The organism is Microbacterium hanjuni (genome assembly GCF_043556395.1).
GTDB lineage: Bacteria > Actinomycetota > Actinomycetes > Actinomycetales > Microbacteriaceae > Microbacterium.
Window position 1 is genome coordinate 617,834 of record NZ_JBIGIK010000002.1, and the last position, 23,503, is coordinate 641,336.

The window sequence follows — 23,503 nt, forward strand, 5'->3', positions numbered from 1 at the left end:
GCCGCATGCACCGCACCGTGCGACTCATCCCGCCGCACAGATTGGCCGCCATCCGTGACCTCCCCCGCGACGCCTGACGCTGGACCCCTCGACTCCCACCGACCCCTCACGATCGTGATCGGGAGCGACACCTTCTCCCCCGACATCAACGGGGCGGCCCGCTTCGCCGAACGCCTCGCCGCCGGTCTCGTGAAGCGCGGACACAACGTGCACGTGGTCGCCCCGAATCGCGCCTACCGCAAGGCTGCGCCGGCGATCGAAGTCATCGAGGGCGAGCCCATGACTCTGCACCGACTGCCGTCGGTGCGCTGGCCCCCGCATGACTGGCTCCGCTTCGTCTGGCCGTGGCGCACGAAGCACTACGCCCGCCAGGTGCTCGATGCGGTCCAGCCCGACGTCGTGCACATCCAGTCGCACATCGTGATCGGTCGAGGTTTCACCCGCGAGGCACGCAAGCGCGGTATCCCCGTCGTCGCGACCAACCACGTGATGGCTGAGAATCTGCTCGACTTCACGACCCTGCCGCCCGCCCTCAACCGGCTCGTCGTGAAACTCGCTTGGGCCGACGCGAAGAGCACCTTCGGGATGACGCGCGCCATCACGACTCCGACGCGCAACGCCGCCGATTTCCTCGAGTCCACGATCGACATCCACGGCGTCATCCCGATCAGCTGCGGCATCGACAAGACCAATTACACCCCTGACCTCACTCCCCGCGACGCGAACCGGGTGCTCTTCGTCGGTCGGCTCACCACCGAGAAGGCCATCGACGTCATGCTCAATGCCGTCGCCCGACTCGACCCGGCGCTCGATGTGCACGTCGACATCGTGGGCGGCGGCGACCAGCGCAAGAACCTCGAGACGCTCGCTCAGCAACTCGGCATCGCGGGCCGCGTCACGTTCCACGGACACGCCTCCGACGACGAGCTGCGCACGCTGTACTCCCGGGCGAGCGTGTTCGCCATCGCCTCGATCGCCGAGCTGCAGTCCATCGCCACGATGGAGGCCATGGCATCGGGTCTGCCGATCGTCGCCGCCAACGCCGTCGCCCTCCCGCACCTCGTGCAGGACGGCGTGAACGGCTACCTGTTCGAGCCAGGCAACATCGACGAGATGGCCGCGCGCCTCACCGACGTGCTGACCGCGGCCCCCGAGGAGCGCCTGCGCATGCAGCAGGCCTCGCTCGACGGCGTCATCGTGCACGACATCGGGCACACCCTCGACACCTTCGAGGCGCTGTACCGCGGCGAGCCCCTCCCCGATTAGGTCATCGTGCACGTCGTGATGTTCGGCGATCAGCACGTCGAATCCTCGGGCGGCGCGCAGGTGTCGATGCGCCTGCAGCGCCGCTTCCTCGAGCGCGCCGGCCACACGGTCACGATTGTCTCCCCCCGTCTTCATGCGCGTCGCGTGAGCGACCCGGCCTACGTCGACCTGCCGTCGCTGCCGATCACGATCGACCGCGAATACGGCATCCCCTGGCCCGGCGCGAGCACCGACCGGCGCCTCGATCAGGCGATGACACGGCGACCTCCCGTCGACCTCGTGCACGTGCAGGCGGACTTCTGGGGCGCCTTCCTCGGACACCGCTTCGCCCGGCGCCATCGTCTGCCGCTCGTTCACACGATGCACAACCGCGTCGATGTCGGCATCGAAGCGACCGCGCCGGCGCCCTCGCTGGTGCTGCGCGCGCTCAACACCTGGGCCCGCCGAGCGCTCCGCCGCGGTGGGCCCGCAGCCGGTGTCGACGGTTGGGCCTACCTCCGCACCCTGGCGTCGGGGGCGGATGCGGTGACCGCACCGTCGTCGCACTTCGCGCACCGGCTCGAACAGCACCGCGTCTTCCCTCACGTGGACGTCGTCTGGAACGGTATCGACGACGCGGTGCTGAACGAGATCGGGGCCGCGAGGTTCCCGCGCGCGGAGGGCCGCGTGCGGCTGGTCTGGATCGGGCGTATGAGCCCGGAGAAGCGGTTGCTGCCGTTCCTCCGGAGTCTCGCCGAAGCGGGCATCGACGCCGACGTCGCGGTGATCGGCGGCGGGGGGCAGCTGCGGGCGGCGCGCCGGCTCGTCCGCCGGCTGGCCCCGAACGCCCGGGTCACGTTCGCTGGGCGTCTGCCCTACGCCGAGACGCTACGGCGGATCGCGGCCGCCGACGCGGTGGTGCAGACCTCGATCGGTTTCGAGACGCAGGGGATGACGGTGTTCGAGGCCGCGTCACTGGGCGTGCCCTCGATCGTCAGCGATCCCGACATCGCGCGCGAGCTGGGTTCCGGCCACTGGCCGGTGCACGACGCGAGCACGAGAGCGCTCGCCGCGGCGCTGCGTTCCGCAGCATCCGACATCCTCGAGGGTCACGCTCCCGTGCCCGACCCCTCGATCCGCGAGCGGTTTCGCCAGTCGTCCCGCACCGACGCGATGATCGCCGTCTACGACCGAGCCCGGGCTTCAGAATCCGACGGCCCCCAGCACGAGCGGGTAGATGACGTACCCCGTCACGAGGTTGAACAGGGCCAAGGCCCCGGCGCCGATGCCGATGCCCGCGAGCACCCGGGGGGCGTCTCGTCGGGTGACGCCGAAGATCCCGAAGCCCAGCGCCGTGAGGGCGAGTAGGCCGGACAGCACGGCGACGACCGCGCCGGCGAATTCGTAGCTCGTATACGCGTCAGAGCGAACGATCAAGCTGCCCTGCACGACGGTCCCGATCAGGCTCACCACGAACAGCCCGGCCGCGGCGATCACGGCCACGAGCCCCGCGGGATTACGGCGACCGACAGCCGCGGGCTGCGGAGCGCCGTAGCCGGAGAACTGCGGCGGCGCGCCTGCCGGGTAGGCCGCCGGGTAGGGCGGGCGTGCGGGCTGCGGTCCAGCGGCGGGGTGCTGCGGGGGATGGGGCTGCGTCACGGTCGGCTCGATTCTCGTCGCGCCGAGTCTAGGGACGCGGGTGGTGTTCAGGGAAGGCGTCGCGGGTCGGTGGGCAGGCGGTGGTAGCCGTCGGCGTGCAGGGAGGCGACCGTGGCGGTGATCGCGGCGATGGACAAGGCGGTCAGGAAGAGGAGAATGAGCATGGCAGTAACGCTACGATTGTGTGAATACCGCCACGAGTGGCAGTATGGCCATCGTTCGAACGAATCCTGCCAACGCCGAGGAGCCCTGTGAAAACCGTCGCCGTCATCGTCCAGTCGGGTTTCTCGCCGTTCGAATTCGGGCTCGCGTGCGAAGCCTTCGGCCTGGACCGCAGCGACGACGGCATCGAGCCCTTCGACTTCCGCATCGTGACCCCGGCGCCCGGAGTGATCGACAGCAGCATGGGCTTCTCCGTCAACGTCGAGCACGATCTGACCTTCGCCGACGAGGCCGACCTGGTGATCGTCACGCCGATCCCGCGCGCCCGCTGGGCGAGCGTCGACACCCGCGTCGCCGGTGTCGTCCGGCGAGCGGCGGACCGCGGCGCCTGGCTGCTCAGCGTCTGCAGCGGCTCGTTCGTGCTCGCCGCCGCGGGCGTGCTCGATGGCCGCCGGGCGACGACGCACTGGATGTACGCCGAGATCATGGCGACGATGTACCCCTCGATCGAGGTCGACCCCGACGTGCTCTACGTGCAGGACGAACGGATCATCACGAGCGCGGGAACGGCTGCCGGTATCGACGCCTGCCTGCACCTCCTCCGTCAGGAGTTGGGGGCGGAGGCGGCCAACACCATCGCTCGGCGCATGGTCGTTCCTCCCCAGCGCGACGGCGGGCAGGCGCAGTTCATCGCGGCACCGCTGCCGGTGGAAGCATCCCTCTCCCTCGCCCCGGTGAGCGAATGGATGCTGCAGAACCTCGCATCCGATCTCTCGGTCGACCACCTCGCCGCGCGCGCTCACATGTCGCCGCGCACCTTCGCGCGCCGCTTCAAGGCGGATTTCGGTGCCACACCCGCGGCCTGGCTGGCGCGTCAGCGCATCATCCACGCGCAGCGGCTGCTCGAGCAGACGGGGTTCGGCCTCGACCGGGTCGCTGCCGAAAGCGGGTTCGGCTCGGCGGCCGTGCTGCGCCAGAACTTCGCGCGCACGCTCGGCATCACCCCGACCGCTTACCGCTCCCGCTTCGCATGCACGACCGAGGCGCGTGGCGCGGCGTCGGTCGACCCCTTCTCGGTCGATGCCTTGGAGGCTGACGTCGCGGCGGAGCTCGCCCCCGTCGCCTGAGCGACGGCGTCGCGGTTCGCCGCGACGAAGGCGGCGTGGTCGGCGCGGGTGAGGTCGGCGTAGGCGAAGGCCCACTCGACCATCGGTCCTGCCAGAGCGCGGCCGCTGCCCGCATACCCCGCGACGGCCGGGGCGTTCGGAGACTGGGCGTGGGCACGTGCCAAGGTCGCAGCGCAGGCCTGGGCGTAGCGGAGGAACGGACCGTCCTCGAGCTCGGACATCTCGATCCCCCCTTTCATGTCGTGCAACTGCCGCAGGTAGAAATCGGTGGCGCTGCGCACGTGACCGAGGAACGGATCGGACACCGCCTGCAGCACCCGCTGCAGCGAGACCACCCGCGCGCCCTGGCCGGCGGAGGCGATCAGCGACGTGAGAGCAGGCGGCTGGGGCCAGTTGCCGTATTCATCCAACACGCTGCGCACCGCCTCTTTGCCCTGCAGGATCAGCGCGTGCGCGTCGCCGTCCTGCAGCAGCACGAGGTAGCAGCGCGTGCCGACACTGCCGACACCCACGACCCGCCGGGCGACGTCGACGATCGAGTACTGCTCGAGCAGCACGGCGACATCGATGTTCACGGAGGTGCGGTAGTCGCCCTCGACCGCGAGAAGGCGCTGCGTCGTCTCCGCGTCGAGGTGCACCATCGTCGGGGGCTGCTCGGTGAAAGCGAGTCGTCCGCCGCTACCCCCGCCGACGGTGAGCCGACGCACCGCGCGACCGCCGGTACGCCGTTTCGCGTCGCGGATCGCCTCGCCCAGCACCGCGCGCGATTGCGGGTCGAAGGAGCCCATCAGCGACTCGGGGGAGAAGTGCTCGAAGTAGCGGGCGACGGGGTCACGGTCGACCAGCCGGTCCATCACCCGCGCGTAGGTGATCACGGCGGCACCGGCCGCTTCCCGCACGACCTGGTCGCTGCGCGAGGTTTCGCCGCCCGCGAGCACGATGCTCGTCACGAGACGCTTGAGATCCCACTCCCAGGGGGCCCAGGCCGCTTCGTCGAAATCGTTGAGGTCGAACACGAGCGAACGCTGGGGCGAGGCGTAGAAGCCGAAGTTGGCGACGTGCGCGTCGCCGCAGGAGGCGACGACGATGCCCGTGGTCTGATCGCGGGCGAGGTCGGCCGCCATGACGGCGGCCGCGCCACGGTAGAACGCGAAGGGACTCGCCGCCATGCGTTGAATGCGCAGCGGTACGAGCTCGGGCACGCGCGGTGCGTTCTGAGCGGTGAGGATCGAGAGCGGATCGCGGCCCGTGGTCGTCAACGTCGCCAGATCGCGGCGCGGCAGCCGCTGCCGGGTGCCGCGGCCGGTGGCGCGTCCCTCGGCCGTCGACGGCGGGGAGGCATGGGGGAGGTCGGGTGCGGGCGAGGTCACGGCCTCACCGTAGCCCCCCTCGGGAACGGTCGTGAGTACTGGTGGAACGAAGGGCGCACCTGATAAAGTTGAGGCGCAAGCACTCAAGTTTGCGAGTGCGACCACGACTTTCAGGAGACCGAATGAACGCCACCCAGCAGCCCGGGCAGGAGGAGGCCCAGAGCCCCCTCGAGCAGTTCGGGATCAATCTCACAGACCTCGCCCGTCAGGGCAAGCTCGACCCCGTGATCGGTCGCGACAGCGAGATCCGCCGGGTCAGCCAGGTGCTCACGCGCCGCACCAAGAACAACCCGGTCCTGATCGGCGAGCCCGGCGTCGGCAAGACCGCCGTCGTCGAAGGTCTCGCCCAGCGCATCGTCGCCGGCGACGTCGCCGAGAGCCTCAAGAACAAGGAACTCATCACCCTCGACATCTCCGCCCTCGTGGCGGGCGCGATGTATCGCGGGCAGTTCGAGGAGCGCCTCAAGAGCGTGCTCAAAGAGATCACCGAGTCCGACGGGCGCATCATCACGTTCATCGACGAGCTGCACGTGCTCATGGGCGCCGGTGGTGGCGAGGGTTCGGTCGCCGCCTCCAACATGCTCAAGCCGATGCTCGCGCGCGGCGAACTGCGCCTCATCGGTGCGACGACGCTCAACGAGTACCGCGAGTTCATCGAGAAGGATGCTGCGCTCGAACGCCGTTTCCAGCAGGTCTACGTCGGTGAACCGACCGTCGAAGACACCATCGCGATCCTCCGCGGCCTGAAGGAACGCTACGAAGCGCACCACAAGGTCGCGATCGCCGACGCGGCGCTCGTGGCGGCAGCATCCCTCTCCAACCGCTACATCCCGTCCCGTCAGCTTCCCGACAAGGCCATCGACCTCATCGACGAGGCCGCGTCGCGGTTGCGGATGGAGATCGACTCCGCGCCGCTGGAGATCGACGAGCTGCGTCGACTCGTCGACCGGCTGAAGCTCGAGGAGCTGGCGCTGAAGAAGGAGAAGGACGCGGCCTCGAAGGAGCGGCTGGCGACCCTGCGCGAGACTCTGGCGCTGCAGCAGGCGACCCTCAAGGACCTGCAGGCTCGGTGGGAGCTCGAGCGCGCGTCGCTGAACCGCGTCGGTGAGCTGAAGACGCGTCTGGACGCGGCCCGAGGCGAAGCCGAGCGTGCGCAGCGCGAGGGCAACCTGGAGAAGGCCTCCCGCCTGCTCTATGCCGAGATCCCGGCGCTCGAGCGCGAGCTGATCAAAGCGGAGGGCGAGGATGCTTCGGCCGACGGCGAGGGTCGGATGGTCAACGACCAGGTGACCGACGAAGACATCGCCTCGGTCATCGCGGCGTGGACGGGCATTCCGGTCGGCCGGCTGCTGCAGGGGGAGACCGAGAAGCTCCTTCACCTCGAGAAGGAGCTCGGCAAGCGCATCATCGGGCAGAAGGACGCGGTCAAGACCGTCTCCGACGCGGTGCGCCGCTCGCGGGCCGGGCTCAGCGACCCCAATCGTCCGATCGGGTCGTTCCTGTTCCTCGGCCCGACCGGTGTGGGTAAGACCGAGCTGGCCAAGGCGCTCGCGGAGTTCCTCTTCGACGACGAGCACGCGATCGTGCGCATCGACATGTCGGAGTACGGCGAGAAGCACTCGGTCTCGCGCCTCGTCGGAGCCCCTCCCGGCTACGTCGGTTACGAGCAGGGCGGTCAGCTGACCGAGGCCGTGCGCCGGCGCCCGTACAGCGTCGTGCTGCTGGATGAGATCGAGAAGGCCGACCCCGAGGTCTTCAACATCCTGCTGCAGGTGATGGACGACGGCCGGCTCACCGACGGGCAGGGCCGTACGGTCGATTTCACCAACACGATCCTGATCATGACGTCGAACCTCGGCTCGCCGATTCTGATCGACCCGACGCTGTCGGTGGATCAGAAGCGCGAGCAGGTCATGGCGCTGGTGCGCCAGGCGTTCAAGCCCGAGTTCGTGAACCGCCTCGACGACATCGTCATCTTCCAGCCGCTGAGCCAGGACGACCTCGCGCAGATCGTCGAACTCGCCGTCGACGGGCTGCAGCGGCGCTTGCGCGAACGGCGCCTCACGCTCGCCGTCACCCCCGACGCGCGCGCGTGGCTGTCCGAACGCGGCTACGACCCGGTGTTCGGCGCGCGTCCGCTGCGCCGGCTCATCCAGAGCGAGGTGCAAGACCGTCTCGCGATGGCGATCCTCGGCGGCGGCGTGCACGACGGCGACCTCGTCCGGGTCGACGTCGCGCCCGACGGCTCGGGCCTGGCGCTGCGCAGCGACGGCCCCGCGGCCGCCTAGCTCACCGGCTGCCTGGCCGCCTGGCTGCCGGGCTGTCTGCGCGAATCAACGCCCGGATGCTCGAATCCACCCTCGGGTGCAGCATCCGGGCGTTGATTCGTGCGGCGGAGCATGGATTCGCCGGCAGCGCGAGCGGAGGCTCGAGGTTCGCGGGGGAGGGTAGCGTCGAGGGATGACGACGCTGCGCGCGCTCTGGGGCTCGACGCACCCGGGACCGACCCTCGTCGTCACTGCACTCTCCCTCGCGCTGGGCATCGCGACGGGGCTGGATGCTGTGCGCCTCGCGCTGCTGGTCGGTTCGGTCTTCCTCGGCCAACTCTCGGTGGGGCTCTCCAACGACGCGATCGACGCGGGTCGCGACCAGGCCGTCGGACGCACCGACAAGCCGATCGCGGCGGGCGTCATTTCGGCGCGGCTGGCCCTCGGCACCGCCGTCTCGACCGCAGCCGGCGCTCTCGTGCTCGCCGGCGTGCTGGGTTTCGGGATGCTGGCGGCCACCGCCGTCTTCCTCGCCGGCGCCTGGGCGTACAACGCGGGGCTGAAGGGCACGGCTCTCTCGCTCGTCCCCTTCCTGATCAGCTTCGGGCTGTTCCCCTCGCTCGCCACCCTCTCGGCTCCCGCGCCCACACTCGCTCCGCTGTGGGCGGGTGTCGCCGGGGCGGCGCTCGGGGCGGCGGTGCACCTGACCAACGTGCTCCCCGACCTCGACGACGATCAGCGCACGGGCGTGCGCGGCCTGCCGCACCGACTCGGCGCCCGGGTGTCGGCGGTGCTCGCCGTGGTGGGGATCCTCGCCGGCGCGATCGCGGTGCTCTGGGGCTCCAGCGGCGGCGAGCTCGCCGCGGTGTCCCCGCTCGGGTGGATCTTCGCCGCCCTCGTCCTCGCTGCGGCGGTGGCGACCGGCATCCTGGCCCTCGTCCGTCCTCCGGGAAGGGCGGTGTTCCGCCTCGTGATGCTCGCGGCCCTGCTGCTGGCCGCCCAGCTCGTCGCGACGGGCTCCGCCCTCACCCCCTGACCCGGGCGGTCACCTCCGCCGGGCTTGTTCGCCCAGAACGCACGTATTGGGCGAGAACGCACGCTGTCGCGCTCGAGGACGTGCGGTTTCGTCGAGAACGTACGTTCTGGGGCTCGGGAGGTGCGGCGGAGGCGGGCGGGCCGGCACCCGAGGTGGCGGGACGAAGGCTCACCCCACCCCACCTCACCCCACCCTGGGTCCGGCCCCCGGGTTGGACACAACTCCTCCAATCCGGCAGCGGGCGAACCGGCCGCCCGCGCCACGGTGCCGCTGCGCCCTTCGAACCGTCGGGAAGTAGAGGAGTTGTGTCCGGTTGGTCTCACACCCGCCGCGGCTCCTACCTCGGGTCCGGCCCCGGGGTGGGACACAACTCCTCCAATCCGGCGGCGGGCGAACCGGCGGCCGGCGCCATGATGCCGCTGCGCCCTTCGAACCGTCGGGAAGTGGAGGAGGTGTGTCCGGTTGCCTACACCGGCCCCGGGTCCGACGCTTACCCGGCTCACCCCCCGGTGGTGGAGGAGGTGTGTCCGGTTGGTCTCGTACCCGCCGCGGCCCCTACCCTGGGTCCGGCCCCGGGTGGGACACAACTCCTCCAATCCGGCGGCGGGCGAATCGGCCGTCCGCGCCACGATGCCGCTGCGCTCTACGAACCGTCGGCAAATGGAGGAGTTGTGTCCGGCTGCGCCGAGACACCTGGAAAGCTCACGCGGCGCGGTCGAAACCCATCGCGTAGGCGCGCGCGAAGATACCCGAAGCGGGCGAACCGAGAGCCACCCGTAACAGCGCCCGCCGGGCGGCATCACCGGCCGGCCCGAGCGGGCGCCCGAGGGTCGTGTTCGCGGCGGCGAGGCGCGCGGCGGTCCGCGCCGAGGCGAGCCGGTCCCGCTCCCAGCGGTCGAGCTCCGCGTCGGGACGGCGGCCCGAGCGCACCCAGTCCGTCACGAGCGGCGCCAGGGTCGCAGCATCGAGCAGCCCGAGGTTCATCCCCTGCCCGCCGATCGGGCTCACCTCGTGCGCGGTGTCGCCGAGCACGACGAGGCTGCCGTGCACGAGCGCGGGCGCGACGGCACGGCGCACGCGGAAGCCGGAGGCCGAGACGAGGGATGCTGCCGCCTCGGCCTCGCCTCGCTGTTCGAGCGCCCTTCGCAGCCGCGCCGTTCGGGCTTCGGGCGCGTCGTGGCCGGGCTCGGGGTCCCAGGTCACGAACCGCCGCACCCCGTCGGGGAGGGGAAAGGACTCGAGCACCCCGTGCGCATCGAGGGTGACGACGGCGACCGGTCCGCCCTGGGCGGTCAGATCCGCCATGAGGTAGCGGTCGGGGTACTGCCGCACCCGCACGCCGTTGCCCCGGTACACCAGCCCGCGCGCGGCGACGCCGGCGGCCACGAGCACCACGCTCGCCAGCAGTTGCTCGCCGCCGCGGCCGTTCTCATCGCCCGCGAGGAACACGCGCACGCGTCCGCCTTCGGGCCGCAGCGCCGTGACCTCCACGCCGCGCCGCACGACCGGAGCGTCGACGGCGAGCACCTCCTCGGTCGCGGACTGCGGCAGCGTGGCCACGAAGGGGAACCGGGTCGACAGGCGGTCGAAGCGCACGGCGCCGAGCACTTTGCCGCCCGAGCGCGCCTCGCCCCGCGACACGCGCAGGGCGCGGTCGAGCAAGCGCTCGGTCACCCCCGAGGACTCGAGCGCGGCGAGGCTCGGAGCATGGATGCCGATCGCGCGGGAGCCGGGCGAGGCCGCGGGGCGTCGCTCGAGCACGGTCACCTCGAGGCCGTTGCGGTGAAGCAGCCCGGCGAGCAGCATCCCGACCGGACCCGCCCCGACGACGACGACGTCAGCCACGGCCCACCGCCGTCGCGAGCAGGCGGAACGGAGCCGGACGCTCGACGCGCCACGGCGCCCCGAGCTCGGCGGCGAGCTCGTCGGCGCGATAGCTGCGGCGGATCGAGCGCAGTCCGTCGGTGTGCAGGAAGGTGCCGGCCGACAGCGGCAGCACCCCGACCGCGTACAGCCCGTAGGCGAGGGGGCCGCGTTCGATGTCGGAGTGCATCACGATTCCCCGCGACAGCGCGAGCGAATCGTCGGTGACCTCGCGCAGCACGTCGGGGGAGAGGTGGTGCAGCACGTGGCTCGACAGCACGGCGTCGTACGTCTCGCCGGCCGCGCGCAGGTCGGTCGAGCTCGCCGCCACGAAGGTGACCCCGGGCGCCTCGCGCAACCGCGCTGCGGCATGGGCGCGCGGGTCGGGGTCCGCGCCCGTCCAGTCGGCCACGAGTCCGTCGCGCTCGGCCAGGCGCGCGAGGCGAGCCACGACGTCGCCGCCGCCGGAGCCGAGATCGAGCACGCGGGCCGGGCGTCCGAGTTGGCGGAGGAACGGTCGGAGCGTGGTGCGGTAGACCGTGCCCCAGCTCGAGACGAGGCGATTGACGGTGTCGAAGCGGCGGTAGGTCGCCGCGAGGCGCACCGGGTCGCACCCCGGGTCGTCCATGATCTCGGTCAGGGCGACGTCGCGTTCGCGCAGATTCATGGGGCGACGGCAGAGCCCGACACGAGCTCGACGAGATCGCCCGCGCCGAGGATCGAAGCATCCACCCCGCGGACGACGAGCTGCGCGGCCTCGATCGTGAGCCCGGGCCCGAACGCGATCGCGGCCATCCGCTCGCCGTCGCGACGTTCGTCGCCCATCATCATCTGCTGCAGCACGAAGAGGATCGTGGCGCTCGACATGTTGCCGTAGCGACGCAGCACGTCGCGCGAGGCCTCGAGGGCATCGGGAGGAAGGCCCAGACCGTCTTCGACGCGATCCAGGATGCTGCGCCCACCCGGGTGCACCGCCCAGGCGTCGACGGAATCCATGCCGCCGAAGAGGCTGCGCACCGCCGCCTCGATCTCACGTCCGACGATGCGGGGAACCTGGGCGGTGAGGGTCATCTCGAACCCCTCGTCACCGATCGTCCACACCATGTCGTCTTCACCCTCGTCGGTGAGGCGGGTGCCGAAGCCGGTCAGTTCCAAGCGCCGGCCGCGCTGCAGCGCCGGGTCGGCGGAGACGACCGCGGCAGCCGCGCCGTCGGCGAAGACGGAGGCCGCGACGATCTGCTCGGGGTCGCGCGAACTGCGGATGTGCAGCGAGCAGAGCTCGGCCGCGACCACCAGCACCACGGCCTCGGGCTGGGCGGCGGTAATCCGACTCGCCAGGCGCAGTCCGGGGAGGGCGGCCGCGCAGCCGATGAAGCCGAGGTGGTAGCGCTCGGTGGCGGGGGAGAGGCCGAGGTCGCGCACGAGCAGGTAGTCGGGGCCGGGGGCGAACAGGCCCGTGCACGACACGGTCACGACGTGCGTCACCGCGTCGGCGGAGACCCCGGAACGAGCGAGGGCGTCGCGGGCGGCCTCGGCGAAGAGGGCCGGAGCCACGCGGCGGTATTCGGCGTTGCGCTCGCCGGTCGAGGGTGCGCGCAACTGGGCCGGCTCGATGAGCACGTCGAGCCTGGAGGGCGGGTTGCCGCCGAGCTCGCTGAGCACCGTGTGGCGGGTGTCGATCGCGGCGGCATCGAAGGCCGCATCGAGCAGACGCCGGGCAAGACGGTCGATTCCGGGCTGAGCGGCAAGAAGGTCGCGCACCCGATCCTGTGTCAGGCGGGTGTCGGGCACGGCGGTGCCGATCCCCAGGATGCTGGCGGTCATGCTCAACGATAGGCACCCCCTGACCCCCGTCGGCGAGGGCTGGCGCGCCACGACCGTGCCGTCTAAAGTGACGCCGCCCGGAGGGGGGATTTCACGGGGTATTCCGCTCGAGATAGTGCGGGCTCTGGATGAGTCCGAGCACGTTGCCGAACGGGTCGACGACGGATGCGGTGAAGAACTGCGCCTCGCGCTCGATCACCGGCTCCCACACCGCGGCTCCTCGAGCGAGCAGGTCGTCGGCGACCGCCTGGATGTCATCGACGTGCCACCGGGCGATCACGCCGCCGGGGGTCGTCGCGGCGTCGGCCGGGCGGAAGGCGGATGAGACGATGCCGAATTCGTCCTGGTCGTCGCCGACGCGGAACTCGACGTAGGCCGGGTTCGCAGCATCCGGTCTCTCGAAGTACGGGTCGATACCGAGAACGGCGGCGTACCAGTCGCGGGCCGCCGCGACGTCGTCGGCGAAGAGGTTGACCTGCGCGAGTCCGCGGAACGAGGAGACCATGCCTCACGGTATCCCCGTCGTCCGGGGCCTTCAATGACCCCTCGACAGCGGCGTGCGGCGAGGCCACCCTGGAGGCAGGCGGACCGGCCGCCGCAGAGGAGGAATCATGTTCAACACAGACGGGGCCTTCAGCGGGTTCGCGGTCGACGACATCGATGCGGCGCGCACGTTCTACCGCGACACCCTCGGACTCGCCGTCGAGGACGACCCGATGGGGTTCCTGCGACTCGCCCTCCCCTCGGGCGCTCGGGTGCTCGTGTACGGCAAACCCGATCACGAGCCGGCGGGGTACACGATCCTCAACTTCCCCGTGGACGACGTGGACGCCGCCGTGGACGACCTCAACGCCCGGGGCGTCACGACGAAGATCTACAGCGACGACGAACTGAAGACGGATGCCAAGGGGATCGCACGCGAAATGGGTCCGGACATCGCCTGGTTCCGCGACCCCGCGGGGAACGTCCTGTCGGTGCTCGCCGCCGACTGAAGCGGCCGGATCAGGACGCGGTCGGCGGACGCGTCGCCCAGGAGGCAGGGCCGTCGGTGCCGGCGGCGTATTCATCGAGCGGGACCTCGTCGGCGCGCCAGGCGTCGATGACGGGCTGCACGATGCGCCAGCACTGCTCGGCCGCGTCGCCGCGCACGGAGAGGGTGGCGTCGCCGTCGAGGATGCCCGACAGCACCTCGGCGTACGCCTTCAGGCTGCCTTCGCCGAGGTCGGCCTCGAGGGTGGCGCGCTTGACGGCGAACGGATCGACGCCGCCGGTCACGTTCAGATCGATCGCCATCCGGTCGGGTCCGAGCGAGAACCGCAGCACCGTCGGTTCCATGTCGCCGGTGAGGCCCGCGGGCATGTGCCGCACCGGGCGGAATCGGATCACGACCTCGCGATCGGCGTCGTCGAGCGCCTTGCCCGACCGCAGCGTGATGGGAACGCCCTGCCACCGGGAGGTGCGCACCTCGCAGGTGATCTCGGCCAGGGTCTCGGTGTGGCGGGCGGGATCGACACCGGGCTCATCGACGTACGACGGCAGGGCCCGCTCGTCGATCGTGCCGGCGGTGTAGACCGCGCGACGCGAGTACGTCGCCGGGTCGTCGTTCCAGATGTGGGTGGCGCGGAGCACGGCCGAGGTGGAGTCGCGGAAGTCGAGCTGGTCGAGCGTCGCGGGGGGTTCCATCGCCAGGATCGCCAGCACCTGCAGCAGGTGGCTCTGAATCATGTCGACGAGGGCGCCGGCCTTGTCGTAGTAGCCGGCACGACCCTCGAGCCCGAGCACCTCGTCGTAGCGGATCAACACCGACTCGATGTCTTCGGCCGACCAGATCGGTTCGAAGATGCGGTTCGCGACGCGGACGCCGATGAGGTTCAGGGTGGTCGAACGGCCCAGGAAGTGGTCGATGCGGAACACCTGCGACTCGGGCACGATGCGCTCGACGGTCTCGTTGAGCGCGTGCGCGCTGGCCTCATCGCTGCCGAACGGCTTCTCGAGCGCGAGGATGAGGTCTTTCGGCACGTCGATCTGGGTGAGCGCTTCGCACGCCGCCGCCGCGATCGCGGGCGGCACCGCGAAGTAGAGCGCCACCCGTCCTTCGTTGCCGGCCAGCAGCTTCGCGAGGTCATCGGGGTTCGTGATGTCGGCACGCGTGTAGGTCGTCGTCGCGACCGCGGCGAGAGCCGCTTGCGAATCGGTGGAGGCGAAGGAGGTGCGTACGACCTCGCGCCACTTCTCGTCGCTCCAGTCGACCATGCCGGCCCCGCGCAGCACGATCGAGCGCTCGGGTTCGCGCGTCAGCAGCTGGCCCAGTGCGGGCAGCAGCAGGCGCGCAGCGAGGTCTCCCGATCCGCCGAGGATGATCAGCGTGGTCTTTTCGGACGTCATACCGCTCACCCTAGCCACGGCGGGTGAATGCGCCGGGCGGCTTGTGCAGCTCACGCCCCTCACCCCTCCCGAGAGTCGGCGAGGGGTGAGGGGCGTGAAGCGGGGCGGATGCTGCGCTCAGCCCTTCATGGCTTCGGAGAGCTTGACGCGCGCACCCATGCGGAGGATCGCGTTCTGGTAGATCCGCGCTCCGACCCAGATCGCTCCGAGGCACGTGGCGATGAGGATCGCGAGCGAGATGATCGGCTCGAACCACTGCGCCTCACCCAGGTAGAGCCGCAGCGGCATGCCGACCGGGGCGGAGAACGGCACGTACGACATCACCGTGAGCACCACCGGGTTGTCGTTGAAGAAGATGACGAGGAAGTACGGCGCCATCACGAGCAGCATCAGGGGAGTCGTCGTCGCGCCGATGTCTTCCTGCCGCGAGACCATCGCGCCGGCCGCCGCGAACAGCGCGGCGAGCAGCACGAAGCCGAAGAAGAAGAAGACCGCGAACCAGACCAGGGGCGAGCCCAGGCCGCTCAGGAGCTCGGATTGCCCGGTGACGGCCAGTCCGATGATCGCGATCGCCACGAGGCCGACGATCTGGCCCATCGCCAGCACGGTGTTACCGACCACCTTGCCCGCCAGCAGCGCCCGCACCGGGATCGCGGAGATGAGGATCTCGACCACGCGGGTCTGCTTCTCCTCCACCACGCTCTGCGAGATGGTCGCGCCGAAGGTCGTGGCCGCCATGAAGAACACGATGCCGAAGCCGAAGGCGACGAGGTAGCGCAACGCTCCGTCGATCGCGCCGGCCGGATCGAGCAGCTCGACGTTCGGTGTCTGTTGCAGCAGTTGGAGCACGTCGGTCGGGGCGCTGTCGTCGGCCACGACCTTGTAGGAGAAGGCTCCACCGGCAGCGTCGGGAACGAGAGCCGCTTCGACGGAACCGTCTCGTACGAGGGCGGTCGCGTCGTCGGGGCTGTCGGCGACGGTCACCTCCAGTCCGGGTACGTCGCGCACGTCACTCTCCGTGCTCGAGGTGACGGCGACGGGGATGCGGTCATCGCCCGCGGAGTTGGCGGCGAACCCGCCCCAGATCACGGCGGCCAGGGCGAGCAGCAGCAGCACCGCCGAGGAGATCACGAACGACTTGCTGCGCAGCTTCGAGCCGATCTCCCGCTCGGCGACGAGCCAGACGCTCTGCAGTTCGCCCGGTGCGGGGCGTTGGGGTCCGCGCGCCGTGGCGCGGGTGGTGGCGGTGCTCACTGGATGACCTCCTTGAAGATCTGGGCGAGGGTCGGATGCTGGGGGGCGAAGCTGGCGACATCGCCGCGCTCGACGGCGGACTGCAGCACGAGCTGCGCCGTGGCGGCATCGGCGTCGAACAGCGCATAGCCGCCGTCGAAGTCGACCACCGTCACGCCGGGTTGTTCGCGGATCCAGCCGGCGTCACCGGCGGAGACGAGTTCGTACCGCTGGCCGGCGTGCTCGGCGCGGAGGGAGTCGCGGGCCCCGGCGGCGCGGATGGTGCCGCCGGCGATGATCACGAGGTCGTCGCACAGGCGCTCGACGACGTCGAGCTGGTGCGAGGAGAACAGCACCGCGGCGCCGGCGGCGGCTCGTTCCTGCAGCACTCCCGCGACCACGTCGACGGCCATCGGGTCGAGACCTGAGAACGGCTCGTCGAGGATGAGGACCTCAGGGTCGTGCACGAGGGCGGCGGCGATCTGCGCCCGCTGCTGGTTTCCCAGCGAGAGGGTCTCGACGTTGTCGCCGAGGCGCTCCGACAGCCCGAGGCGATCGAGCAGGCTCTCGGCGGCTGCCGTGGCATCGGCCTTGCCGTAGCCGTGCAGTCGCGCGAGATAGGCGATGTGCTCGCCGACCTTCATCTTCGGGTACAGGCCGCGCTCCTCGGGCATGTAGCCGAACCGGCGCCGGTCGGCCGCGGTGATGGGGGCGCCGTTCAGCTCCACCTGTCCGCTGTCCTTCGCCAGCACGCCCAGGGCGATCCGCATCGTCGTGGTCTTGCCCGCGCCGTTGCCGCCGACGAAACCCGTCAGGCGCCCCGGCGTCACCCGGAACGACACGTCGTCGAGTACGCGGCGTCCGCCGTAGCTCTTGGTGATCCCGCTCAGCTCGAGCACGTCTCCTCCTTCACCGGCGCCCGGGATGAGCACCTGCTTGAACGCTACGCAGGCGGGTCGCCGGCAGCATCCGCCCCCGGGATGGTTCTGCCCCTCCCCCTGGCGGGGGAGCCCCGCCCCACCTGCACCCCACTTCTTGCTCCCCTGTCACGAAGTGCGGGTGTGACCCACGGTTTGTGACAGGGGAGCCGCAGATACGAGGCGGGGGAGCCGGGGTCAGGCGAGGCCGTGGCGGTGCGCGAGCACGACGGCCTGCACGCGGTCGCGCGCGCCGAGCTTCTGCAGCACGTTCGAGACGTGGGTCTTCACGGTCGCCTCGCCGATGTACAGGCGCGCCGCGATCTCGGCGTTGCTGAGGGCCTCCGCCATCGACCGCAGCACCTCGCTCTCGCGTTCGGTGAGCGGCTCGGCGAGCGCGAGCGGCGCCGCCACCGCGCGAGGCCCGGCGTCGGACGACGCGAAGCGCGCGATCACGCGGCGGGTGACTTCAGGAGCGAGCAGGGCATCGCCCCCCGCCACGACCCGCACGGCCGAGACGAGCTCTTCAGGGCCGGCGTTCTTGAGGAGGAACCCGCTGGCGCCCGCCGACAGCGCGGCGAACAGATAGTCGTCGCGGTCGAAGGTCGTCACGATCAACACGGCCGCCTCGAGCGTCGGATCGGCCACGATCCGGCGCGTCGCCTCGAGGCCGTCCATGTCGGGCATCTGCACGTCCATGCAGATCACCGCGGGACGCAGAGCGGATGCTGCTGCCACAGCCTCGAGTCCCGTCGCTGCCTCACCGACCACCGTGATGTCGTCTTCCAGCGACAGGATGGTGCGAAAGCCTGCGCGCATCATGGCGTGGTCATCGACCAGCAGGACGCGGATGTCAGACATGCGCAGCCACCGCGTCCTGACGGGGCACGCGCACGCGCACCAGGTACCCGCCGCGCGCTCGTGCGCCGAGCTCGAGCGTTCCCCCCGACGCCTCGGCGCGCTCTCGCATGCCGAGTTGGCCGAGGCCGGGGGCCGCTGCGGCCATGCGGCCGGTGTTCGATACCTCCAGCTCGACGATCGTGGGGGTGTAGCGCAGTCGCACGTCGGCGGTGGCGCCCGGCCCGCCGTGCCGACGCGCGTTCGTCAGCGCCTCCTGGGCGATCCGGTAGAGGTTCACCTGGGCGACCTCCGGCACCGGTACGGGTTCGCCGATGACGGCGAACCGCGTCGGCATTCCGCCGGCGCTCGCCTCTTCGACCAGCGCCGGGATCGCCGCGAGCCCGCGCGTCGTGGGCGCCGTGTCGGTGTCGGGTTCGCCGCCCGGGGTGCGCAGCGTCGCCAGCAGTTGGCGCAGTTCGCTGAGTGCATCGCGGGCAGACGACTCGACGCTCTCGAGGATCTCCCGGGCATGAGTGGGGTCCTTCGCCATGACCGAACGCGCAGCTCCCGCTTGCACCCCCATCAGCGACACGTGGTGCGCGACCACGTCGTGCAGCTCCCGGGCGATGCGCACGCGATCGAGCGCGACGGCTTGAGCTGCGGTGACCTCGCGTTCCCTCTCGAGCTCGGCGGTGCGTTCCTCGAGGGCGCGGCGCTCGCGCATCTGCTGGTAAGCGCGCTCGCCGAAGTAATACGCGCCGCCGAAGTAGAGCACGTTGAGGAGGATCGTCAGCAGGGTGTACGCGACGTACGGCGAGAAGGCCCCGGCTCGGGAGAAGCTCTCATCGACACCATCGGGGAGATCCTGGGTCGCGTCGATGAACATCACCACGACGAGCCACAAGAACATGCCCGTGATGATGCCGATGCGCACGATCGTCGCCCGGCGCCGGTCGAGCGACCAGGCGCCGACGGTGTACAGCGCGATGAACATCGCGATGTTCCCGGCGTAGATCTCGGGGATGTGCAGGGTGACCGCCAGGAAATACGCGGCCGACACGATCACCGCGACCGTGGCGGGCCACCGGCGCCGGAGGGCCAGGGGAACCGCGAGCACGAAGGCGTAGGCGACCGTGAGCGGCATGTCCGCCTGGTCGGCGCCGTACATCCCCGCCACCGCCGAGAGGGTCGCGCTGATCAGCGCGCCGACGAAGACGACGGCGGCGAGGCCGAGATCGGCGCGGCTCTGCGCGCGAGTGGGAACCATTCCCTCACGCTACGAGACGCGGCCGTGCCGCAGCATCCGCCTCACGGGGGAGAATCTCGAAGCGGATGCCGGCGCCGAGCTCGAGGCCAACGCCCGCCGAGTCGACATCATCCCGCCGAGACGACATGCCGGCGGCGTCGCTCGCGTGTCTTCTGGGCGGTGCCATGTCGACTCGACCGATGCCGGCCGCCATGCCGGCGCTCAGCCGAAGATCATCGGCCGGTCGTCGTCTTCCTCGGGGGAGGCGAGGTCGAGGTCGACCACGACGGGGACGTGGTCGCTGGGCGCCTCGCCCTTGCGCTCGTTGCGGTGGATCGCCGCGCCCGCGACGGCGTCGGCGAAGGCATGCGAGCCGAGAACGAAGTCGATGCGCAGGCCCTCGTTGCGGGGGAAGGCCAGCTGCTTGTAGTCCCAGTAGGTGTAGCCGGTGGGGATGATCGGGCGCACGACGTCGGTGAGACCGGCCGATTCGAGGGCGGCGAAGGCGGCACGCTCGGGCGGCGACACGTGGGTGGTCTGACCCACGATGACGCCCGGGGCGCCGTTGTCGGCGTCGGTGGGGGCGATGTTGAAGTCACCGGTGAGAGCGAGGGCCAGGTCGGGCGTCTGCGCGAGGGTCGTGCTGGTGTACTCCTGCAGCGCGTTCAGCCAGTCGAGCTTGTAGAGGTAGTGGGGGTCGTCCAGGGAACGGCCGTTCGGCACGTACAGACTCCACACCCTCACCCCGCCGATCGTCGCACCGATCGCGCGCGCCTCCTGGGGAGCATCCGGCCCCTCCTGCCCCTTCGCGAACCCGGGCATCCCGGGGAATCCGATCTCGACGTCGGTGAGCGGCTCGCGGCTGGCGATCGCGACGCCGTTCCACTGATTGAGGCCGTAGGCGGCGACGTGATAGCCCGCCTCCTCGAACGCGGCGTAGGGGAATTGCTCGGTCTTGCACTTGATCTCCTGCATCGCCAGCACGTCGATGTGCTCGCGAACGGCGAACTCGACGGTGCGGGTGACGCGGGCGCGGATCGAGTTGACGTTCCAGGTGGCCAGGCGCATGGTTTCCAGCCTACGGGCGCCCGCCGACGCGGCTGAATAGACTCGGGAGCATGACCGTCGCGACCACGCCCGAGATCGAAGCCGATCGCCAGAACCTCATCGCTCTGATCACCGACGAGGCCGTGTTCCACGGCGATTTCACGCTGTCCAGCGGCAAGAAGGCGACGTACTACGTCGATATGCGCAAGCTCACGCTCGATCACCGGGCAGCCCCGGCGATCGGGCGCATCATGCTCGACCTGATCCGCGATGTCGACGGGGTCGTCGCCGTCGGCGGTCTGACGCTGGGCGCCGACCCGATCGCGAACGCGATGCTGCACGAGTCCGTCCACGCCGGAACGCCGCTCGACGCGTTCGTGGTGCGCAAGGAGCCGAAGGACCACGGACGCGGGCGGCAGATCGAGGGGGCGGATGTCGCCGGCAAACGCGTCGTCGTCGTCGAGGACACCTCGACGACCGGTCAGTCCGCGCTCAAGGCCGTCGAGGTACTCCGCCGGGAGGGCGCCGAGGTCGTCGCGGTCGCGGTGATCGTCGACCGCCGCACAGGGGCGCAGGCCGCCGTCGAAGCCGAGGGGCTTCAGTGGCTCGCGGCGATCGACCTCGACGATCTCGGGCTCGCCCCGCAGTAGCGCGTCGCCTCAGTCGAACTCGTCGCCGCCCTCGTCATCGCCGGAGCGGCGCCTGCGCACCCACTGCCAGATGAAGGCGACCAAGGTGCCCGCGATCGTGACGAACGAGACGAGCAGTATCGCGGTGCGGTCATCCATCAGGGGCGCTTTCCCTCCGCCGCGTCGGCGACGATCTTGGTGATCCGCGCGGTGCGGGTCGCGGGCCGCTTGGCCATGGCGATCTGAGTGAGTCCGAACTTCTTCGTCGACGGGGGAAACGTGTCCCAGTTGGCCCGCGCGGCCGGATTCGCATCCAAAGCGAGGGCGAACTCCTCGGGTTCGATGCCCGCCTCGGGGCCATCGAGCATCTCCCACGAGCCGTTGGCCTTGGCCACCTCGATCGCTCGCGCGCCGGCGGGCGCCATCATCCCCTCTGCTTCGATACGCAGCAGCCGCGCCTTGTTGGTGGCCGCCCACCCGCTCGCGGGGCGGCGAGGGGAGAACCACAGACCGGTGCTCTCCTCGTCGAAGACCCGCACCGGGCCGTCGATCCAGCCGAAGCAGAGGGCGTGCACGATGGCGTCCTCGTACGGGATGTGGCGGTCGGCGAATCCGGAGCGGCCACGCACGAGCCACGCCCCACGGGAGGTCTCGTGGTTCTCCTCGAGCCACGCTCGCCACGTGACCGCGTCCTTCGCGACGACCCGCTCGCCTTCGTCGAGGGCGCCCATCAGAGCCCTTCGGTGATCCCGGCCTCGGGCATCTCGGTCTCCGCGGGTTCGTCGCGGATGAGCTCGGCGACCGAGGTGAGGATCTCATCCGGGCGGAAGGGGTAGCGGTCGATCTCGGCCTGGTCGCTGATGCCGGTGAGCACGAGCACCGTGTGCAGGCCCGCCTCGATGCCGGCGACCACGTCGGTGTCCATGCGGTCACCGATCATGCCCGTGGTCTCGGAGTGGGCGCCGATGCGGTTGAGCGCCGAACGGAACATCATCGGGTTGGGCTTGCCGACGACGTACGGCTCCATGCCGGTCGCCTTGGTGATGAGAGCTGAGATCGCCCCCGTGGCGGGCAGGACACCTTCCGCCGAGGGGCCGGTCGCGTCGGGGTTCGTCGCGATGAAGCGCGCGCCGGCGCGGAGGAAGCGGATGGCCTTGGTGATCGCTTCGAAGGAGTAGTTCCGCGTCTCCCCGACGACCACGTAGTCGGGGTGGGTCTCGGTCATGATGAACCCGGCTTCGTGCAGCGCCGTGGTCAGCCCGACCTCGCCGATGACGAACGCGGTGCCGCCCGGCTTCTGCGATTTCAGGAAGTCCGCGGTCGCCAGTGCCGAGGTCCAGATGGCGGCTTCGGGCACGACGAGCCCCGACGCCCTGAGACGCGCGCTCAGGTCGCGGGGGGTGTAGATGGAGTTGTTCGTGAGCACCAGGAAGGGGGTTCCCTCGTCTCGCCACTGCGCGAGCAACTCGGACGCGCCGGGGATGGGCACGTTCTCGTGAACGAGCACGCCGTCCATGTCGGTCAGCCAGCATTCGATATCGCCGCGGGTCCGCATGCGCTCAGCCTAGACCCGCGTCCTGCCCCACGCAGAGGACCGTTTGTGCCGGTCCCATAGCCGACTTATTCCCCGAGCGACATACCCCGGATTCGCGCCGCCTCCGGGCTAATGTCGAGGTGTGACGCGACCCGAGTGGAACCCTCGTCAGCTGCCCGACCTGACAGGGCGTACCTACCTCGTCACGGGCGCCACGAAGGGGCTCGGGTTCTTCTCCTCCGAGCAGCTCGCGCGCGCCGGAGCGCACGTTCTGCTCACGGGCCGAAACCCGAATCGCATGGTCGCCGCGCGCGCCGCGCTCGTTCGCCGGGTGCCGGAAGCATCCGTCGAAACCCTGCTTCTCGACACGAGCAAGATGGGCTCGGTGCGGGCCGCGGCGGCGACCGTTCGCGCCCGCGGCGGCCTCGACGGGCTGCTGCTGAACGCGGGCATCGTGCACCCCCCGAAGAAGCGGTCGACCCAGGACGGCAACGAGCTCGTCTTCGCGACCAACGTGCTCGGCCACTACGCGCTCGCGGGCGAGCTGTTGCCCGCGCTCGCCGAAGCGCGCGGGCGCATGGTGTGGGTCGGCAGCATGTCGACCTCGCTCTGGAAGTACGACCCCGTCGATCCGCAACTGAAGCGCGGCTACTCGGGCTGGCGCGCGTATGTGCAATCCAAGGTCGCGACCACCGCGCTCGGCTTCGAGGCCGAGCGGCGCCTGCGTGCGACCGGCGTGCCCGTGCAGAGCCTGGTCGCTCACCCGGGCTACTCCGTCAGCGGTCGCACGGTCGGTGTGCGCGGCGTCAACGAGCCCACCCGGCGCGGGCGCTTCACCGCCCAGCTGCAGGCGGTGCTCACCCAGTCCAAGGAGCACGGTGCCTGGCCGTTGGTGCGGGCGTTGGTGGATGCTGACGCCTCGGGCGGGCAGTTCTGGGGTCCGCGGTTCGTGACCCAGGGCGAACCGCGCCGCGCGCGTGCCGCGCCGCTCACCCGCAGTCTCGAGGTGGGCGATCGCCTGTGGCGCACGTGCGAGGACGCGACCGGGGTGCACTGGCCCTTCGCCCAGGCCGCCCGCGCCGCCGGCTGAGCGAGCGGCTCTGTCCGCGAGTGCGCGAC

Annotated in this window: 22 protein-coding genes; 8 read left to right on the forward strand and 14 right to left on the reverse strand. The window is 70.6% G+C overall.

Features of this window, described 5'->3' with window-relative positions:
• The first annotated feature begins 54 nt into the window (after positions 1-54).
• The 3 genes from ACFXP5_RS10725 to ACFXP5_RS10735 all read left to right on the forward strand — a co-directional run bounded on the left by ACFXP5_RS10725 (position 55) and on the right by ACFXP5_RS10735 (position 4,193).
• Positions 55-1,266, forward strand: a complete 1,212-nt coding sequence (locus ACFXP5_RS10725) for a glycosyltransferase (RefSeq protein ID WP_394544595.1) — start codon at positions 55-57, stop codon at positions 1,264-1,266.
• Positions 1,267-1,284: 18 nt separating this feature from the next.
• Complete coding sequence (locus tag ACFXP5_RS10730) at positions 1,285-2,613, forward strand: glycosyltransferase family 4 protein (protein ID WP_394544824.1); 1,329 nt, start codon at positions 1,285-1,287, stop codon at positions 2,611-2,613.
• A gap of 542 nt (positions 2,614-3,155) precedes the next feature.
• Entirely contained in the window at positions 3,156-4,193 is a 1,038-nt protein-coding gene (locus tag ACFXP5_RS10735) for a GlxA family transcriptional regulator (protein ID WP_394528628.1), read from the forward strand.
• Here ACFXP5_RS10735 and ACFXP5_RS10740 read toward each other — a convergent pair.
• Positions 4,079-5,563 (reverse strand): DUF2252 domain-containing protein, encoded by a 1,485-nt coding sequence (locus ACFXP5_RS10740; RefSeq protein ID WP_394544596.1) that lies wholly within the window; start codon positions 5,561-5,563, stop codon positions 4,079-4,081. The two genes, ACFXP5_RS10735 and ACFXP5_RS10740, sit on opposite strands and share 115 nt — an antisense overlap.
• Before the next feature lie 122 nt (positions 5,564-5,685).
• Between ACFXP5_RS10740 and ACFXP5_RS10745 the strand changes: the two genes are divergently transcribed.
• A complete protein-coding gene (locus tag ACFXP5_RS10745; protein ID WP_394544597.1) occupies positions 5,686-7,851 on the forward strand; it encodes an ATP-dependent Clp protease ATP-binding subunit in 2,166 nt (721 codons plus the stop codon).
• A gap of 172 nt (positions 7,852-8,023) precedes the next feature.
• The gene (locus ACFXP5_RS10750) at positions 8,024-8,866 is read left to right on the forward strand and encodes a UbiA family prenyltransferase (RefSeq protein ID WP_394544598.1); all 843 of its coding nucleotides are present in this window, start codon (positions 8,024-8,026) and stop codon (positions 8,864-8,866) included.
• A 702-nt stretch (positions 8,867-9,568) separates the two neighbouring features.
• On the opposite strand, the gene ACFXP5_RS10755 is transcribed toward ACFXP5_RS10750, so the two are convergent.
• From ACFXP5_RS10755 to ACFXP5_RS10770, 4 genes are all read right to left on the reverse strand, one after another.
• Positions 9,569-10,711 carry an FAD-dependent oxidoreductase gene (locus tag ACFXP5_RS10755; protein ID WP_394544599.1) on the reverse strand — a complete coding sequence of 381 codons (1,143 nt, stop codon included), beginning with the start codon at positions 10,709-10,711 and terminating at the stop codon, positions 9,569-9,571.
• Entirely contained in the window at positions 10,704-11,396 is a 693-nt protein-coding gene (locus ACFXP5_RS10760) for a methyltransferase domain-containing protein (RefSeq protein ID WP_394528623.1), read from the reverse strand. Before ACFXP5_RS10760 ends, ACFXP5_RS10755 begins: the two co-directional genes overlap by 8 nt.
• A complete protein-coding gene (locus ACFXP5_RS10765; RefSeq protein WP_394544601.1) occupies positions 11,393-12,553 on the reverse strand; it encodes a type III polyketide synthase in 1,161 nt (386 codons plus the stop codon). Before ACFXP5_RS10765 ends, ACFXP5_RS10760 begins: the two co-directional genes overlap by 4 nt.
• 91 nt (positions 12,554-12,644) lie before the next feature.
• Positions 12,645-13,058: a VOC family protein gene (locus ACFXP5_RS10770; RefSeq protein WP_394528621.1), complete on the reverse strand. Its 414-nt coding sequence runs from the start codon at positions 13,056-13,058 to the stop codon at positions 12,645-12,647.
• A 106-nt stretch (positions 13,059-13,164) separates the two neighbouring features.
• On the opposite strand from ACFXP5_RS10770, the gene ACFXP5_RS10775 reads away from it, so the two are divergent.
• Positions 13,165-13,545: a VOC family protein gene (locus ACFXP5_RS10775; protein WP_394544602.1), complete on the forward strand. Its 381-nt coding sequence runs from the start codon at positions 13,165-13,167 to the stop codon at positions 13,543-13,545.
• A 10-nt stretch (positions 13,546-13,555) separates the two neighbouring features.
• Here ACFXP5_RS10775 and ACFXP5_RS10780 read toward each other — a convergent pair whose 3' ends face one another.
• From ACFXP5_RS10780 to ACFXP5_RS10805, 6 genes are all read right to left on the reverse strand, one after another.
• Entirely contained in the window at positions 13,556-14,938 is a 1,383-nt protein-coding gene (locus ACFXP5_RS10780; protein ID WP_394544603.1) for a glucose-6-phosphate dehydrogenase, read from the reverse strand.
• Between the two features lie 117 nt (positions 14,939-15,055).
• The gene (locus ACFXP5_RS10785) at positions 15,056-16,192 is read right to left on the reverse strand and encodes an ABC transporter permease (RefSeq protein WP_394544605.1); all 1,137 of its coding nucleotides are present in this window, start codon (positions 16,190-16,192) and stop codon (positions 15,056-15,058) included.
• Positions 16,189-17,070: an ABC transporter ATP-binding protein gene (locus ACFXP5_RS10790; protein WP_394528685.1), complete on the reverse strand. Its 882-nt coding sequence runs from the start codon at positions 17,068-17,070 to the stop codon at positions 16,189-16,191. The genes ACFXP5_RS10785 and ACFXP5_RS10790 overlap by 4 nt, the downstream gene beginning before the upstream one ends.
• Positions 17,071-17,286: 216 nt before the next feature.
• Positions 17,287-17,949 carry a response regulator gene (locus ACFXP5_RS10795; RefSeq protein WP_394544606.1) on the reverse strand — a complete coding sequence of 221 codons (663 nt, stop codon included), beginning with the start codon at positions 17,947-17,949 and terminating at the stop codon, positions 17,287-17,289.
• Positions 17,942-19,195 (reverse strand): histidine kinase, encoded by a 1,254-nt coding sequence (locus ACFXP5_RS10800; RefSeq protein ID WP_394544607.1) that lies wholly within the window; start codon positions 19,193-19,195, stop codon positions 17,942-17,944. Before ACFXP5_RS10800 ends, ACFXP5_RS10795 begins: the two co-directional genes overlap by 8 nt.
• 201 nt (positions 19,196-19,396) lie before the next feature.
• The gene (locus ACFXP5_RS10805; protein ID WP_394544608.1) at positions 19,397-20,242 is read right to left on the reverse strand and encodes an exodeoxyribonuclease III; all 846 of its coding nucleotides are present in this window, start codon (positions 20,240-20,242) and stop codon (positions 19,397-19,399) included.
• Positions 20,243-20,292: 50 nt separating this feature from the next.
• Between ACFXP5_RS10805 and pyrE the strand changes: the two genes are divergently transcribed.
• On the forward strand, positions 20,293-20,871 hold the full coding sequence (pyrE, locus tag ACFXP5_RS10810) for an orotate phosphoribosyltransferase (protein ID WP_394544609.1): 579 nt from the start codon (positions 20,293-20,295) through the stop codon (positions 20,869-20,871).
• Positions 20,872-20,880: 9 nt separating this feature from the next.
• Here pyrE and ACFXP5_RS10815 read toward each other — a convergent pair whose 3' ends face one another.
• From ACFXP5_RS10815 to ACFXP5_RS10825, 3 genes are read right to left on the reverse strand one after another with little or no spacing between them, the layout of a single operon-like run.
• Positions 20,881-21,009: a hypothetical protein gene (locus ACFXP5_RS10815; protein WP_394544610.1), complete on the reverse strand. Its 129-nt coding sequence runs from the start codon at positions 21,007-21,009 to the stop codon at positions 20,881-20,883.
• Positions 21,009-21,581 (reverse strand): YdeI/OmpD-associated family protein, encoded by a 573-nt coding sequence (locus tag ACFXP5_RS10820; RefSeq protein ID WP_394544611.1) that lies wholly within the window; start codon positions 21,579-21,581, stop codon positions 21,009-21,011. The genes ACFXP5_RS10815 and ACFXP5_RS10820 overlap by 1 nt, the downstream gene beginning before the upstream one ends.
• The gene (locus ACFXP5_RS10825) at positions 21,581-22,405 is read right to left on the reverse strand and encodes an HAD-IIA family hydrolase (RefSeq protein ID WP_394528610.1); all 825 of its coding nucleotides are present in this window, start codon (positions 22,403-22,405) and stop codon (positions 21,581-21,583) included. Before ACFXP5_RS10825 ends, ACFXP5_RS10820 begins: the two co-directional genes overlap by 1 nt.
• 121 nt (positions 22,406-22,526) lie before the next feature.
• Here ACFXP5_RS10825 and ACFXP5_RS10830 point away from each other — a divergent pair, with 121 nt between their 5' ends.
• Positions 22,527-23,474, forward strand: coding sequence for an SDR family NAD(P)-dependent oxidoreductase (locus ACFXP5_RS10830; RefSeq protein ID WP_394544612.1), 948 nt, complete (start codon positions 22,527-22,529; stop codon positions 23,472-23,474).
• The last annotated feature ends 29 nt before the right edge of the window (positions 23,475-23,503 follow it).